This is a genomic window from Leisingera sp. ANG49, assembly GCF_059694505.1.
This window is the reverse complement of record NZ_JCATZN010000005.1, coordinates 153,318-167,433: the sequence shown is the minus strand read 5'-3', so window position 1 is coordinate 167,433 and position 14,116 is coordinate 153,318. Positions and strand designations below refer to the sequence as shown.

The window sequence follows — 14,116 nt, the reverse complement described above, 5'->3', positions numbered from 1 at the left end:
GAACCCTGGCAATGGCAGAGCTAGGTTTTCTTTAGGAAATGGACATACAGGCGGATCATGGCGCGACCCAAAGTAGGCATCATCGGCAATTCCTATCTGCTGAACGATCAGTATCCCGTGCACGCGGGCGGCACGATGAATTCTGAGGCCATTGCCGAGGTCGCAGGTTGCATGCCGCTGATGATCCCGTCAGATCCGCGCTTTGTCACCGTTGAGGAACTGCTGAACACCTTCGACGGCTTCCTGCTGACCGGCGGGCGGCCCAATGTGCACCCCAACGAATACGGCGAGGCCGAGACCGAGGCGCATGGCGCCTTTGACCGGGCCCGCGACGCCATCACCCTGCCGCTGATCCGCGCCTGCGTGGAGCGCGGCCAGCCGTTCCTGGGCATCTGCCGCGGTTTTCAGGAGGTGAATGTGGCAATGGGCGGCACCCTGCATCCGGAAATCCGCGACCTGCCGGGCCGGATGAACCACCGGATGCCGCCGGATGGCACGCTGGAGGAGAAATTCGCGCTGCGCCATACGGTCAAATTCAACTCCGGCGGCGTGTTCCACCGTCTTTTCGGCGCCGAGGAAGTGATGACCAACACGCTGCACGGCCAGGGCATCAAGCGCCCCGGCGCCCGGGTGGTGATCGACGGCCACGCGCCCGATGGCACGCCGGAGGCGGTCTACATCAAGGATGCGCCGGGCTTCACTCTGTCGGTGCAATGGCACCCGGAATGGGAAGCAGCCGCAGACCCGGTGTCTCGGCCGCTGTTCGAAGCCTTTGGCACGGCCGTCCGGACCTGGGCACAAGGCGGTCCGCAGGCCGGTTTGCAAAAGTCAGCCTGAAGACCGCAGCCGCCGTTCGGCAGAGACCAGGCCCTGGCGGCGTTACCGGATAAGTGTTCTGGCGTAGGCTTCGAGCTGCTCCGCAACTGTGCCCCAACCATCGTAGAAGCCCATCTTCTCATGTGTTTCCCGCGCCTCCGCGGACCTGTGGCGGGCAATTGCGGTATAGGTTGTGCCGCCTTTGCCGTCATCCTCAAACAGCACCATCGCGGTCATGAACGGGTCCGGCGCGGGCTTCCATCCTTCGCTGTAGGTGTCTGTAAAGACAAGTTTTCTCTGGTCGATGATCTCCAAGAAGACACCGGTGTTCTGCATCTCGTTGCCTTCGACCTCAAAGGTCGTGTTGAACCGGCCGCCAACCCGCAGGTCTATGTCGCAGGCAGTCACCTTGTGCGGCTTGGGGGTGAAAAACTGCATGATGTGCTTGGGCGTGGTCCAGCATTCCCACAGGAGCGGCACCGGCGCCGCCAGGCTGCGGGTGAAGCTGAGGTCAGTCTTCGGATCCAGGTCCATGTTCGCGTTCCTTCATGAGTTGCATTACATAGTCGTCCAGTTGCTGCAGCCGCTGTTCCCAGACAGCCTTCTGCTCATCCAGCCAGTTTCGGGCGGGGCGCAATGCGTCCGGCAGAAGTGAGCAGGTCCGGACGCGCCCGGATTTGGCAGTTTCTATCAGGCCGGCGTCCTCAAGCTTCTTCAAGTGGCCCAGAAAGGAAGGCAGCGCCATATTATGCGGGGCGGCAAGTTCGCTCACGCTGGCGGGGCCGCGCGCCAGCCGCGACAGGATTGCGCGCCGGGTCGGGTCGCCAAGCGCAGTGAACAGGAGGTCGAGGTCAGGGTCATGCTTAGCCATGTGCCTAAGTATTGCCTGTGCGCGGCCTTGGTCAAGAAAAACTTAGGCAATCAGCTATCTTTTGGCCGGACAAGGCGCCCGGAACGGTTGCGGCCCGCGCAAAGGCGGGCCGCAACTGCTGCTTGGTGAGTGGAAACGGGTCAGATGAGCAGATCGAAGTCATGCATCAGCGGCAGCCGCCGGGCGCGCTTGCCGGTGAGGTCGAACAGCGCGTTCGCCAGGGCCGGGGCGGCCGGCGGGGTGCCGGGTTCGCCCGCGCCGCTGATGTGGGTCTGCTCTTCCAGAATGCGCACCTCCACCTGCGGCATGGTGTGCATGCGGATGGCGTCGTAATCGGGGAAGTTGCCTTGCTCGGCGGCACCTTCGGCAAAGGTGATCTCGCCGAACATCGCCGCTGACAGCCCATAAGCCATGCCGCCGAACATCTGTGCTTCCAGGTTCTGCGGGTCGAGCGCAACCCCCAGGTCGGCGGCGATCCAGGCTTTCTTGAGACGGATCAGCCCGTCTTCCTCTGCCACCTCGATCACCTGGGCAACCGGGGTGCCGAAGCTGTAGGTCATGGCAACGCCCCGGCCCACGCCGTCAGGCGTCTTGCCGGTCCAGCCGGACATCTCCTTGACCGCTTCCAGCACCGCGGCTGCTGGCGTCCATTCCTGGCGGGTGAGGTCCAGCCGGAATTCCAGCGGGTCGGCGCCGGCCGCATGGGCCATCTCGTCCAGGAAGCTTTCCATGAAGAAGCCGTTGAAGGAGGCCCCGACCGACCGCCAGGCGCCAACCGGGACCTGCAGCTCCGCCGCATGGCCGCGGATGCGGAAGTTGGGGATGCCGTAGGGCTGGTTGAAGGCGCCGTCGACCAGCGTTGTGTCCGGACCGGCAGGGGACATGCCGAACCAGCGGTTCATCAGCTGCGGGGTCAGCGCCTGGCTGGCGATCTGGCCGTCCAGCAGCACCGAGCTGCCGTCCTTCACCGCGCCCCGCATCCGGGCCATGGCGCCGGGGCGGTAGAAGTCATGGGTCATGTCCTCTTCCCGGCTCCAGGTGAGCTGCACCGGGGTGCCCGGCATCTGCCGCGCCAGCCTGGCGGCGTAAACCGAGAAGTCCATCTCGCCGCGCCGCCCGAAGCCGCCGCCCATCAGCGGAGTGTTCACCTCGACCTGCTCCGCATCAATCCCCAAAGCATCGGCGCAGTGGTTGCGGGTGAGAAGCGGCCCCTGGTTGCCGCTCCAGAGCTGCAGTTTGCCGCCATCGAACAGGGCAGTGGCGTTCAGCGGCTCCATCGTCGCGTGGGCCAGGAAAGGCACCTCGTATTCGGCGGAGACTTCCTGCGCGCCCTGGGGAAGTGCCGAGACATCGCCATCATCGCGCAGGGTGGAGTTCGGCTCGGCTTCAAAGGCGGCGCGGATGGCATCCTGGATTTCGCCCTGCGTCGCCGGAATGGGCGCGGGGGCCCAGTCTGCCACTACTGCCTCGGCGGCCTGAATGGCGAGCCATGTGTTGTTTGCAACCACGGCAAAGGCATTGCCCAGGTCCACCACTTGTTCAACGCCCGGCATCTGCAGCGCATCGCTTGCGTCAAAGCCGTTCATGGCGCCGCCAAGGTGCGGGTTGGCCTTGAGGGCTGCGAATTTCATCCCCGGCAGGCGCACGTCGATACCGAACTCTGCTGTGCCGGTGGCCTTGCCGGGCATATCCACACGCGGCTGCGCCTTGCCCAGCAGTTTCCACTCGCTGCGGTGGCGCAGCTGGGCCTCGACTGGTTCCAGCCCGGCCGCTTCGGCCACCAGATCGGTATAGGCAATCTCGATGTTGCCGGGCGCAATCACCTTGCCGTCCTTGGTGGACAGCTGGCTGGCGGAAATACCCAACCTGTTGGCCGCGGCCAGCTTCAGCGTTTCCCGGGCAGAGGCGCCCGCCGCCCGCATCCGCTCATACCCGTCCTTCATCGAGGAGGAGCCGCCGGTCACCTGCATGTCCATCACCTTGCCCGCATGGCCAAGCGCCTCGCCCAGCGAATGCACAAAGCGGGACTTGTCGTATCCCTTGGAGGGGATCACCTCCCCCAGCAGGGCGGAGTTGTAATAGGCCGTGGCGGCCGGGCCGTGGATGACCTCCACCTGATCCAGCGTCACGTCCAGTTCCTCGGCGATCAGCGCGGCCCAGGTGGTGTGCACGCCCTGGCCCATTTCGGCGCGCGGGGCGATCAGGGTGATCTTTTCGCTTGAGATCATCACAAAGGGGTTGAACGCCGCTTCGCCTTCTGCCGGTTTCAGCGGGTTCGGGGCCGGGCGGCTGACGTAATAGGCGCCAAAGGCAACGCCGCCGACAATAGCGGCAGAGCCGATCAGGAAGGAGCGGCGGGCGATTTTCTTGAAGCTGGCCATGACTTACGCCTCCTGGATCTTCTTGGCGGCGGAATGGATGGCGGCACGGATGCGCGGGTAGGTGCCGCAACGGCACAGGTTGCCCTGCATCGCCTCGTCAATCTCCGCGTCCGAGGGGGCCGGGTTCTCTGCCAAGAGGCTGGCCGCCTGCATGATCTGGCCGGACTGGCAGTAGCCGCACTGGGCCACCTGGTGCTCGACCCAGGCCTGCTGGAGGACAGTCATCGCCTCAGGCGTGCCAAGGCCCTCGATCGTCGTCACCTCTCCCCAGACATCCGACAGCGCCACCTGGCAGGAGCGCACCGCCTCGCCGTCGATATGCACGGTGCAGGCGCCGCAGGCGGCAACGCCGCAGCCGAACTTGGTGCCGGTGAGGCCAACCTCATCCCGCAGAACCCAGAGGAGGGGAACATCATCAGGCAGGTCCACCTGATGGGTTTTTCCATTGATGCGCAGGTCTGTTGGCATGGCGGGGCTCCCTTGCTGTGCTGCTGACAAAAATAACGAGTTTTGTCAGGGTGTCAATTGACATTTTTTACAAACAATGTCAGAAGCGAAAACATGAACATGGCAGGCATTGATCCGAAACAGCAGGCAATCCTGGAGGCCGCCTGGGCGGCGTTCTCCACCTATGGATTCCGCAAGACCTCGATGGATGACATCGCCAAGGGCGCGGGTATGTCGCGGCCTGCGCTGTATCTGCATTTCAAGAACAAGGAAGCGATTTTCCGGGCGTTGGTGGCCGCCTATTACGGCACCGCGGCTGCCGGGGTGCGGGCGGCGCTGGCGGAGCCGGGACCGCTGCCGGAGCGGCTGCTGGCGGCGTTCCAGGGCCAGGCCGGGGAGGGCGTGCAGATGATGATGTCCTCGCCGCACGGGATGGAGCTGTTCGAGATCACCAAGAGCGTCGCGGGCGAGGTGATTGCGGAGGGCGAAGCCGCCCTGAGCGGGATCTATGCCGATTGGCTGCAGGAGGAGGCCCTGGCAGGCCGGGCGGTTCTGAGCGGCGATGCCGCAGAAGTCGCCCGCACCCTCTGCGCCTCCCTGAAAGGGATCAAGCAAACGGCCGGCGACTATGCCGAGTATCAAGCCGGGGTGCGCCAGCTGGCAACCCTGGCCGGGGCCGGGCTGACGCCGCGCTGAGGGCGGGCCGTAGGCACCGGCCCGCGTGCGCATCACAGTTCGGTGCGCAGGTGCCAGAGCTCGGGGAACAGCTCCACCTCCAGCATCCGTTTCAGATAGCTGACGCCGCCGGTGCCGCCGGTGCCGCGCTTGAAGCCGATGACGCGCTCCACCGTGGTCACGTGATTGAAGCGCCAGCGGCGGAAGTAGTCCTCGAAATCCACCAGCTTTTCTGCCAGCTCATACAGCTCCCAATGGGCCTCTGTGTCGCGGTAGACCTCGGTCCAGGCGGCCTGTACCGCCTCATGCGGCTGATAGGCCTCCGACACATCGCGGTTCAGCACCTCCTCCGGCAGCGCAAAGCTCTGCGCCAGCGCCTTCAGCGCAACATCATAAAGCGAGGGCTGCTTCAGTTCCGCCTCCAGCAGCGCCAGAATGTCAGGGCGGTGGGCATGCGGGCGCAGCATTGCCTTGTTGCGGTTCCCCAGCATGAATTCGATCTGCCGGTACTGATGCGACTGAAAGCCTGAGCTTTGGCCCAGCTCATCGCGGAAGGCGGTGTAATCCGACGGCGTCATGGTGCGCAGCACGTCCCAGGCGGAGTTCAGCTGCTCGAATATGCGCGCCACCCGCGCCAGCATCTTGAACGCCTGCCGCGCCTGGCCGCCCAGCAGCCGCTCGCGGGCGGCGCTCAGCTCATGAATGGCCAGCCGCATCCACAGCTCAGAGGTCTGGTGCTGGATGATGAACAGCATCTCGTCATGGGTGTTGGTCCATGTCTTCTGCGCGTTCAGCAGCATGTCGAGCGACAGGTAATCGCCATAGGACATGCGCCCGTCAAAGGACATCTGGGCGCCGTCGTCGGCGGGATCGTAGGGTTGGGTCATCGGATCGTTCCTTTTCCTAAGTGTAGCATAAGTCAGGGAAAGGAAGCCGTCCTCCGGTTCAGGGTGCCGCATTGGGCCAGGCGGCGCCACAGCGCAACCCAGCCCGCCGGGCGGCAGAGCGGCAGATGGTATGAGCGGCTGAGGCGCATCAGGTGACCGCGTGGCGGACCATGTATTCCGGCCGGTCCCACAGGGCATTGGTCATCACATCGGTGATGATCTCGACCGCGGCGTGCACGTCACCCTCGTCAATATACAGTGGGGTGAAGCCGAACCGCATGATATCCGGCGCCCGGAAGTCGCCGATCACGCCGCGGGCAATCAGCGCCTGCATCGCGGCATAGCCTTCGTCGAACTTGAACGACACCTGGCTGCCGCGGAACGCCGGGTCGCGGGGCGAGGCCAGCTCCAGCTGCGGGCAATTTGCTTCCACCTCAGCGATGAACAGATTGCACAGCGCGATGGACTTTGCACGCACGGCCTCCATCTCCGCCATGTCCCAGATATCCATTGCCGCCTCCAGCGCGGTCAGCTGCAGGATCGGCGGGGTGCCGACGCGCATCCGGTCGATGCCCTGGCCCGGCCGGTAATCCAGGTCAAAGGCAAAGGGCGCCTCGTGCCCCAGCCAGCCCGATAGGGCGGGGCGGGCGGTCTCTGCGTGGCGGGGGGAGACATAGATGAAGGCCGGCGCGCCGGGCCCGCCGTTCAGGTATTTGTAGGTGCAGCCCACCGCGAAATCCGCGTTGCACCCGGCCAGATCCACCGGAATGGCACCGGCCGAGTGGGCCAGGTCCCAGACCGTCAGCACGCCATGGGCGTGGGCCTTTTCGGTCAGCGCCTTCATATCGTGCTTGCGGCCGGTGCGATAATCCACCTCGGTGATCATCAGCACTGCGATCTCGTCGGTGATGGCGTCCTCGACCGCCTCCGGGTCGACGACCCGCAGCTCATAGTCCGGCCCCAGCGACTTCAGCAGCCCGTCTGCCATATACAGGTCGGTGGGGAAGTTGCCGTTGTCCGACAGCACCACCTTGCGGCCCGGGTTCAGCTCCAGCGCCGAGGCGACCGCCTGGTAGACCTTGATCGACAGCGTGTCACCCATCACCACGTGGCCGGGCTCCGCCCCGATCAGCCGCCCGATCCGGTCACCCAGCGCCTTGGGCTTGTCCATCCAGCCGGCCTTGTTCCAGCCGGTGATCAGCATCTGGCCCCATTCGTCCTGCATCATAGAACCGACCCGGTCCCTGGCGGCACGGGGCAGGGGGCCCAGCGAGTTGCCATCCAGGTAGATCACCCCTTCGGGCAGGTCGAACATCGCCTTGGTTGCGGCAAAATCGGTCATGGAGGGCCTCGCGTCTGATGGGTATTTTAAGCTTGAAGCTTTTCCGGTTTGCTACCGCATCCTGGCCGTTCTGTCTAGTGCCTAGCCGCCTGCCACCTGCGGATCCGGTATCCCGAACTCGGCGCGCTTCTTCTTTGACAGCTTCGCCGTGACCATCTGGTAGGACAGGGTGATCTGTTCTTTCAGCTCCGCATCCGTCAGGCCGTTGTCGTCAAACTGCTGCAGCCATTTCATGCCCCGCGACGCCAAATAGGGCGCCGGGCGGACCCCAGGGCGCTCCTGCAGCACTTCATAGGCGATGTCTCCGGCCTTGAAGGTGAATGCGTCTTTGCCATCGGCCCAGCCGCAGACCGCGAACAGCTTGCCGCCCGCCTTCCAGACGTCAGAATTGCCCCATTGCACAACGTGTTCCGCCGCCGGAAAGGTGGCGCAGAACGCATTGAAACCCTCCCGGTCCATCACATCTGCCCGCCGGAGATTTCGATGCACTGGCCATTCACTGACCCGGAGCCCGGCCCGCACAGCCACAGTGCGGCGGCTGCAACTTCCTCCGGCTCGATCAGCCGCTTGTGCCGGTTGGCGTTGACCATCACGTCCAGCGCCTCCACCGCGCTCAGGCCTGCGCGCTGGGCGATCGAGGTGATGTTGCGCTCGACAATCGGGGTGTCGACATAACCGGGGCACAGCGCGTTGAAGGTGAACGGCGTGCCCAGGTAATCCTCGCTCAGCGCGCGGGTCAGGCCAACCAGCCCGTGTTTGCTGGCCGTGTAGCAGGCGCCGCCCTTCAGCCCGCGCAGGCCCGCGATGGAGGACACGGTGATCACCCGCCCCCAATCGGTCTCCCGCATCGACTTGAAACACTCCCGGATGGTCAGGAAGGCCCCGTCCAGGTTGGTCGCCATCATGTTGCGCCAGAACTCCATCGAGGTCTTGTGCAGCGCTGCGCCCTCGGCAACGCCGGCATTGGCCACGCAGATCTGGATGGGGCCGCGGGCCGCCACTGCTGCGTCCGCCTTGGCCGCCACATCCTCTTCGTCGCGCACATCCATAACCAGCGGATGCAGCCCATCCGCTGCAACCTCCTCCAGCACTTCCTGCCTGCGCCCTGCAATGGTGACCTGCGCGCCCTCGGCAGCCAGAGCCCGGGCAATCGCCAGTCCGATCCCGGTGCCGCCGCCGGTGACCAGCGCGTGTTTGCCTTGCAATGCCATGAAATCCAGCCTCCCTGTTTTGCGGATCAGCCTAATCGGGCGGCGGCAGCTGGCAACCCCGCCGTGCCGTCACGCTGCCGCCAAGGGGCGGGAGTGCATGTCCCGGCGGCTCAGCCCGGTGCAACAGCGGGCCGCCAGCCGCTCAGTACACAAAGAAATACATAGGCTTCCGGAAGAAACTATGCAGGATCATGCCGCATGCGGGAACGGATTCGCCGTTTTCGTGGCATGTGGGGCAAATTGTCCTTTTCTTTCAATCCCGGCCAAAGCGGGCTGGACGAGCAGGCCGGATAAGGGAAGGTTGCCCGCGATGCGTGTTGTTTCAGACAGAATACTGCAAGAGGGCAGGGCGTGATGCGGTGGCTGGACGTGCCGCCCCTGTGGCTTGCCGGATTTGCTGCGGCGGCCTGGCTGCAGTCGGCGCATTTTGCCTTCGGGCTATCCTTCGGCGGGGCCTGGGCGCAATTCCTGGCGGGCATTCTGGTGGGCAGCGGCATCCTGCTGGCGCTGCTGGCAATCACTGAAATGCGGCGCCAGAAAACCACCGTGATTCCGCACCAGTCGCCCAGCCGCCTGGTGCAATCGGGGATCTTCAGCCGCACCCGCAACCCGATCTACCTGGGCGACGTGCTGATCCTGGCAGGCCTCATCCTGTGGTTCGATGCGGTGCTGTCTCTGCCGCTGATCCCGGTGTTCCTCTGGGTGCTGGAAAAACGCTTTGTCATTCCGGAGGAGGACAGGATGCGCCGGACGTTCCGCGCCGACTGGGCGCGCTACGAGCAGAAGGTGCGCCGCTGGATGTGACGTCAATGCGGCATTGCGGCATGACTTCGCGGCATTGCGGCAAAATCCTTGCGCAATAATCTTGCGCGATGTAGAGAAAATCATTGTGATCCGTACCCAGGCGTTGCTGGCACGGGCAAGACGAGGGGGACCAAGAAGGTGAAAATAGGTACACCAAAAGAAACTTTTCCCGGCGAGAACCGGGTTGCGATGACGCCGGAGTCTGCGGCGCAGCTGCGGAAGCTGGGCTATGACTGCGCGATCGAGGCCGGGGCCGGGGCTGCGGCGGGGTTTTCCGATGCGGCTTATGAGGCCGCGGGGGTGGAGATCATCAAGACCCCGGCGGCGCTGTGGAAGGCCTGCGACATCGTCGCCAAGGTGCGCCAGCCGGATGCCACCGAGCTGAAGCGGCTGACCAAGGGCAAGACGCTCATTTCCTTCTTCAACCCGGCAGGGAATGAAGACGGCATGGCGCTGGCCAAGTCGAAGAAGGCCAATGTCATCGCCATGGAAATGGTGCCGCGGATCTCCCGCGCCCAGAAGATGGACGCGCTGTCGTCCATGGCCAATATCGCGGGCTACCGCGCGGTTATCGAGGCGGGCAACAACTTCGGCCGCTTCTTCACCGGCCAGATCACCGCCGCGGGCAAGGTGCCCCCGGCAAAGGTGCTGGTGGTCGGCGCCGGGGTGGCGGGTCTGGCCGCCATCGGCACCTCGACCTCGCTGGGCGCCGTCACCTATGCCTTCGACGTGCGTCCCGAAGTGGCCGAGCAGGTGGAATCGATGGGTGCCGAGTTCGTCTATCTCGACTTCGAGGAGGAGCAGCAGGACGGCGCCGCCACCGGCGGCTATGCGGCAGTCTCCTCGCCCGAGTTCCGCGAGGCGCAGCTGGCCAAGTTCCGCGAGCTGGCGCCGGAGATGGATATCGTCATCACCACCGCGCTGATCCCCAACCGCGAGGCGCCCAAGCTGTGGCTCGCCGACATGGTGGCGGCGATGAAGCCGGGCTCGGTGATCGTCGACCTGGCCGCCGAGCGCGGCGGCAACGTCGAGGGCACCGTCAAGGACGAGAAAGTCGTCACCGAGAACGGCGTCACCATCATCGGCTACACCGATTTCCCCAGCCGGATGGCGGCGCAGTCCTCGAGCCTTTACGCCACCAACATCCGCCACATGATGGCTGACCTGACGCCGGAGAAAGACGGTTTGGTCAACCACGACATGGAGGACGACGTGATCCGCGGCGCCACCGTGACGTTTGAGGGCGAGATCACCTTCCCGCCGCCGCCGCCCAAGGTGCAGGCAATTGCGGCCAAGCCCAAGGAAACCGTGCCGGAGCTGACGCCGGAGGAAAAACGCGCCCAGGAAATCGAGGCCTTCAAGGCGCAGACCAAAAGCCAGGTCACCCTGCTGGCGGGGGGCGGTGCGCTCTTGCTGCTGGTCGGGCTGTTCGCGCCGGTCAGCTTCATGCAGCATTTCATCGTCTTTGCGCTGGCCTGCTTTGTCGGCTTCCAGGTGATCTGGGGCGTTGCGCACAGCCTGCACACGCCGCTGATGGCGGTCACCAACGCGATCTCCTCGATCATCATCCTGGGCGCCTTGATGCAGATCGGCTCGGGCAGCTTCCTGGTGATCCTCTTGGCGGCGCTCAGCGTCTTCATGGCCGGGATCAACATCTTCGGCGGCTTCCTCGTCACCCGGCGCATGCTCGCCATGTTCCAGAAATCTTAAGGAGGCCGGGCACATGGATTACGGTTTCACCACCGCCGCCTATGTCGTTGCGGCTGTTCTTTTCATCCTGTCGCTTGGCGGGCTTTCCAACCAGGAAAGCGCCAAGCGCGCGGTCTGGTACGGCATCGCCGGCATGGGGCTGGCGGTGTTTGCCACCCTGATCGGCCCCGGCTCGGGCCTGTGGCTGCTGTCGATCCTGCTGATCGCGGGCGGCGGCATCATCGGCACCTATGTCGCCAAGCGGGTGCAGATGACCGAGATGCCGCAGCTGGTCGCCGCGATGCACTCGCTGGTCGGCCTGGCGGCGGTCTTCGTCGGCTTCATCGCCCATTTCGAGATCGGCAATGTGGCGGCTGCCGTGGCCGCGGGCAGCACCGGTGAGCTCGGCACCTTTGCCAAGCTGATCGCCAAGAAGACCCCGGCGGAGATCTCCTTCCTGCGGGTCGAGCTGTTCCTCGGCATCTTCATCGGTGCGATCACCTTCACCGGCTCAGTGATTGCCTTCGGCAAGCTGGCGGGCAAGGTCACCTCAGCCGCCACCAAGCTGCCGGGCGGCCATATGCTGAACGCCAGCGCCGCCGGGCTCTCCTTCCTCTGCCTGATCTGGTACTTCAACTCCGGCGGCTTCCTGCCCTTGCTGCTGATGACCCTGGCGGCGCTGTTCATCGGCTACCACCTGATCATGGGCATCGGCGGCGCCGACATGCCGGTGGTGGTCTCGATGCTGAACAGCTACTCGGGCTGGGCCGCGGCGGCGATCGGCTTCTCCTTGGGCAATGACCTCCTGATCGTGGTCGGCGCGCTGGTCGGCTCCTCCGGTGCGATCCTCAGCTACATCATGTGCAAGGCGATGAACCGCAGCTTCATCAGCGTGATCCTGGGCGGCTTCGGCGGCACCGCGGGCCCCGCGATGGAGGTCGAGGGCGAGCAGATCGCGATCGACGCCGACGGCGTCGCCACCGCCCTGGACGAGGCCGACAGCGTCATCATCATCCCCGGCTACGGCATGGCGGTGGCGCAGGCGCAGCAGAACGTCGCCGAACTGACCCGCCGCCTGCGGGCGAAAGGCAAGGACGTGCGCTTCGCCATCCACCCGGTGGCCGGCCGCCTGCCGGGCCACATGAACGTGCTCTTGGCCGAAGCGAAAGTTCCTTATGACATCGTCATGGAAATGGACGAGATCAACGGGGACTTCCCGGAAACGGATGTGGCGATCGTGATCGGCTCCAACGACATCGTCAACCCGGCGGCGCAGGAGGACCCCAACTCGCCGATCGCCGGCATGCCGGTGCTGGAATGCTGGAAGGCGAAACAGGTCTTCGTCTCCAAGCGCGGCCAGGGCACGGGCTACTCCGGCATCGAGAACCCGCTGTTCTTCAAGGAAAACACCCGCATGTTCTACGGCGACGCAAAACAGAGCCTCGATACCCTGCTGGGCCTGGTCCAGTAAGCGGGGCTTCAAATCATGGAAAAGGCGCTCCATCCGGGGCGCCTTTTCTCTTTGGGGCGCCTCAGCACGCCCAGGCTTTTCAGTCGCATTGTATACCGTTGCATTCCGCTAACGCTTTGAAATAAAACATTTCTGTACATGTTTTTCCGGCTGCAGTATGGTCGCCGGCATTGCCCCGGAGACCAAGAATGCCGCCGATCCAGGATCACCCGCTGCGCTATCAGCTGACCAATGAGCTGCACGCCCGCCCGTTCCCGACCATGACCTCCCCCTGCACGGTGGCCTATCTGGCGGTGAAGCAGCCGCAGGAGGCGGTGCACCGCGACCGCATGCAGGACATGCAGCATCTGATTCAGCTGCTGGACCGCCACGGCGCGCCGCACCCCAAACCGGGGGCGACCCATCACACCGCCCAGATCGGCCGCCACATGCTGAAGTGGGAGCAGCACACCGAGTTCGTCAGCTACACCGTCTACAACGACGGGGTCAGCGCGCGCGCCTTCGATCCGGCGGATTTTGACGTATTCCCCGCCGACTGGCTGGCGGAGGCGCCGGGCCAGCGGATCACCTCGGCGCTGATCCGGGTGGTGCCGCGGGCCGCGCCTGCGGTACTGAAGGCCACCATGCACGACTGGTTCGTGCCGGAAAGCCTGACCGCCTCGCAGGTGCTGGACGACAGCGCCGTGGTGGCCGGCGATTTCCGCATCGACCCGGCGGGCCATGTGCGCTTTGCGATCTTCCCCAATGCCGATACCGGCAGCCAGCGGGTGGGCAGGATTGTGCAGCGGCTCTGCGAGATCGAGACCTACCGGGCGATGTCGATGCTGGGCTTCTCCCGCGCCCGCGGGCTGTCGCCGGTGATCGGGAAACTGGACAGCCGCCTCAGCGAGATGATGGCGGAAATGACAAGCGGCACCAAACCAGCAGAGGAGATTCTGACCCAGCTGCTGGCGGTCTCGGCTGAGCTGGAGGCAATGGCGGCGCAATCCGCCTTCCGCTTCGGGGCCACTGGCGCCTATGACGCGCTGGTCAGCCAGCGCATCAGCTTGCTGCGGGAGGAACGCCACGAGGGGTTCCAGACCTTTGCCGAATTCATGCTGCGCCGGTTCGAGCCTGCGATGCGGACGGTGAACTCCACCGAGAAGCGGCTGGATACGCTCGCCAGCCGGGCGCGAAGGGCAGGGGAGCTCTTGCGGACGCGGGTCGATGTGGAGCGCTCTGCCCAGAACCAGGCGCTGCTCGCGAGCATGGACCGGCGCGCCGATATCGCGCTGCGCCTGCAGCACACGGTCGAGGGCCTGTCGGTGGTGGCCGTCAGCTACTACGCGATTTCACTGGTTTCCGACTTTCTGTTCCCGCTGGCCGAACGCTACGGGATGACCAAGAAGGTGCTGATCGCCGCGGTCACCCTGCCGGTCATCGGGCTGGTGTGGCTGGGTATCCAGCGGATCCGGAAGAAGCTGCACTGAGGCCTGCCGCGGCAGCGCAAAAGGAAAGGGCCGCCCGATGGGGCGGCCCTCTT

14 protein-coding genes are annotated in these 14,116 nt (G+C 64.8%); 6 read left to right on the top strand and 8 right to left on the bottom strand.

Annotated features, from left to right (window positions below; translation table 11 throughout):
- The first annotated feature begins 57 nt into the window (after positions 1-57).
- On the top strand, positions 58-837 hold the full coding sequence (locus AC58NV_RS17670) for a gamma-glutamyl-gamma-aminobutyrate hydrolase family protein (protein WP_497228287.1): 780 nt from the start codon (positions 58-60) through the stop codon (positions 835-837).
- 42 nt (positions 838-879) lie between these two features.
- Here AC58NV_RS17670 and AC58NV_RS17665 read toward each other — a convergent pair whose 3' ends face one another.
- From AC58NV_RS17665 to AC58NV_RS17650, 4 genes are all read right to left on the bottom strand, one after another.
- Positions 880-1,350, bottom strand: a complete 471-nt coding sequence (locus AC58NV_RS17665; protein WP_497228286.1) for an SRPBCC family protein — start codon at positions 1,348-1,350, stop codon at positions 880-882.
- Entirely contained in the window at positions 1,328-1,687 is a 360-nt protein-coding gene (locus tag AC58NV_RS17660) for an ArsR/SmtB family transcription factor (RefSeq protein ID WP_497228285.1), read from the bottom strand. The genes AC58NV_RS17665 and AC58NV_RS17660 overlap by 23 nt, the downstream gene beginning before the upstream one ends.
- A gap of 140 nt (positions 1,688-1,827) precedes the next feature.
- Positions 1,828-4,068 (bottom strand): xanthine dehydrogenase family protein molybdopterin-binding subunit, encoded by a 2,241-nt coding sequence (locus AC58NV_RS17655; RefSeq protein WP_497228284.1) that lies wholly within the window; start codon positions 4,066-4,068, stop codon positions 1,828-1,830.
- A 3-nt stretch (positions 4,069-4,071) separates the two neighbouring features.
- Positions 4,072-4,536, bottom strand: a complete 465-nt coding sequence (locus tag AC58NV_RS17650; protein ID WP_497228283.1) for a (2Fe-2S)-binding protein — start codon at positions 4,534-4,536, stop codon at positions 4,072-4,074.
- 93 nt (positions 4,537-4,629) lie between these two features.
- Between AC58NV_RS17650 and AC58NV_RS17645 the strand changes: the two genes are divergently transcribed.
- Positions 4,630-5,211 (top strand): TetR/AcrR family transcriptional regulator, encoded by a 582-nt coding sequence (locus AC58NV_RS17645; protein ID WP_497228282.1) that lies wholly within the window; start codon positions 4,630-4,632, stop codon positions 5,209-5,211.
- Between the two features lie 32 nt (positions 5,212-5,243).
- Here the strand turns inward: AC58NV_RS17645 and kynA are convergent, their stop codons facing one another.
- The 4 genes from kynA to AC58NV_RS17625 all read right to left on the bottom strand — a co-directional run bounded on the left by kynA (position 5,244) and on the right by AC58NV_RS17625 (position 8,630).
- On the bottom strand, positions 5,244-6,077 hold the full coding sequence (gene kynA, locus AC58NV_RS17640) for a tryptophan 2,3-dioxygenase (protein ID WP_497228281.1): 834 nt from the start codon (positions 6,075-6,077) through the stop codon (positions 5,244-5,246).
- 148 nt (positions 6,078-6,225) lie between these two features.
- The gene (gene kynU / locus AC58NV_RS17635) at positions 6,226-7,419 is read right to left on the bottom strand and encodes a kynureninase (protein WP_497228280.1); all 1,194 of its coding nucleotides are present in this window, start codon (positions 7,417-7,419) and stop codon (positions 6,226-6,228) included.
- 81 nt (positions 7,420-7,500) lie between these two features.
- Positions 7,501-7,878: an MmcQ/YjbR family DNA-binding protein gene (locus AC58NV_RS17630; RefSeq protein WP_497228279.1), complete on the bottom strand. Its 378-nt coding sequence runs from the start codon at positions 7,876-7,878 to the stop codon at positions 7,501-7,503.
- Complete coding sequence (locus AC58NV_RS17625) at positions 7,878-8,630, bottom strand: SDR family NAD(P)-dependent oxidoreductase (RefSeq protein WP_497228278.1); 753 nt, start codon at positions 8,628-8,630, stop codon at positions 7,878-7,880. Before AC58NV_RS17625 ends, AC58NV_RS17630 begins: the two co-directional genes overlap by 1 nt.
- A gap of 354 nt (positions 8,631-8,984) precedes the next feature.
- Here AC58NV_RS17625 and AC58NV_RS17620 point away from each other — a divergent pair, with 354 nt between their 5' ends.
- The 4 genes from AC58NV_RS17620 to AC58NV_RS17605 all read left to right on the top strand — a co-directional run bounded on the left by AC58NV_RS17620 (position 8,985) and on the right by AC58NV_RS17605 (position 14,063).
- Positions 8,985-9,434, top strand: coding sequence for a methyltransferase family protein (locus AC58NV_RS17620; RefSeq protein WP_497228404.1), 450 nt, complete (start codon positions 8,985-8,987; stop codon positions 9,432-9,434).
- A gap of 138 nt (positions 9,435-9,572) precedes the next feature.
- Entirely contained in the window at positions 9,573-11,144 is a 1,572-nt protein-coding gene (locus tag AC58NV_RS17615) for a Re/Si-specific NAD(P)(+) transhydrogenase subunit alpha (protein WP_497228277.1), read from the top strand.
- Between the two features lie 13 nt (positions 11,145-11,157).
- Complete coding sequence (locus AC58NV_RS17610) at positions 11,158-12,594, top strand: NAD(P)(+) transhydrogenase (Re/Si-specific) subunit beta (RefSeq protein ID WP_497228276.1); 1,437 nt, start codon at positions 11,158-11,160, stop codon at positions 12,592-12,594.
- Positions 12,595-12,782: 188 nt separating this feature from the next.
- On the top strand, positions 12,783-14,063 hold the full coding sequence (locus AC58NV_RS17605; RefSeq protein WP_497228275.1) for a DUF3422 family protein: 1,281 nt from the start codon (positions 12,783-12,785) through the stop codon (positions 14,061-14,063).
- Positions 14,064-14,116: the final 53 nt, after the last annotated feature.

Coding starts and splice junctions, on each gene's coding strand:
- AC58NV_RS17670 (WP_497228287.1), top strand. CDS start 58: ATGGCGCGACCCAAAGTAGGCATCATCGGCAATTCCTATCTGCTGAAC.
- AC58NV_RS17665 (WP_497228286.1), bottom strand. CDS start 1,350: ATGGACCTGGATCCGAAGACTGACCTCAGCTTCACCCGCAGCCTGGCG.
- AC58NV_RS17660 (WP_497228285.1), bottom strand. CDS start 1,687: ATGGCTAAGCATGACCCTGACCTCGACCTCCTGTTCACTGCGCTTGGC.
- AC58NV_RS17655 (WP_497228284.1), bottom strand. CDS start 4,068: ATGGCCAGCTTCAAGAAAATCGCCCGCCGCTCCTTCCTGATCGGCTCT.
- AC58NV_RS17650 (WP_497228283.1), bottom strand. CDS start 4,536: ATGCCAACAGACCTGCGCATCAATGGAAAAACCCATCAGGTGGACCTG.
- AC58NV_RS17645 (WP_497228282.1), top strand. CDS start 4,630: ATGAACATGGCAGGCATTGATCCGAAACAGCAGGCAATCCTGGAGGCC.
- kynA (WP_497228281.1), bottom strand. CDS start 6,077: ATGACCCAACCCTACGATCCCGCCGACGACGGCGCCCAGATGTCCTTT.
- kynU (WP_497228280.1), bottom strand. CDS start 7,419: ATGACCGATTTTGCCGCAACCAAGGCGATGTTCGACCTGCCCGAAGGG.
- AC58NV_RS17630 (WP_497228279.1), bottom strand. CDS start 7,878: ATGGACCGGGAGGGTTTCAATGCGTTCTGCGCCACCTTTCCGGCGGCG.
- AC58NV_RS17625 (WP_497228278.1), bottom strand. CDS start 8,630: ATGGCATTGCAAGGCAAACACGCGCTGGTCACCGGCGGCGGCACCGGG.
- AC58NV_RS17620 (WP_497228404.1), top strand. CDS start 8,985: ATGCGGTGGCTGGACGTGCCGCCCCTGTGGCTTGCCGGATTTGCTGCG.
- AC58NV_RS17610 (WP_497228276.1), top strand. CDS start 11,158: ATGGATTACGGTTTCACCACCGCCGCCTATGTCGTTGCGGCTGTTCTT.
- AC58NV_RS17605 (WP_497228275.1), top strand. CDS start 12,783: ATGCCGCCGATCCAGGATCACCCGCTGCGCTATCAGCTGACCAATGAG.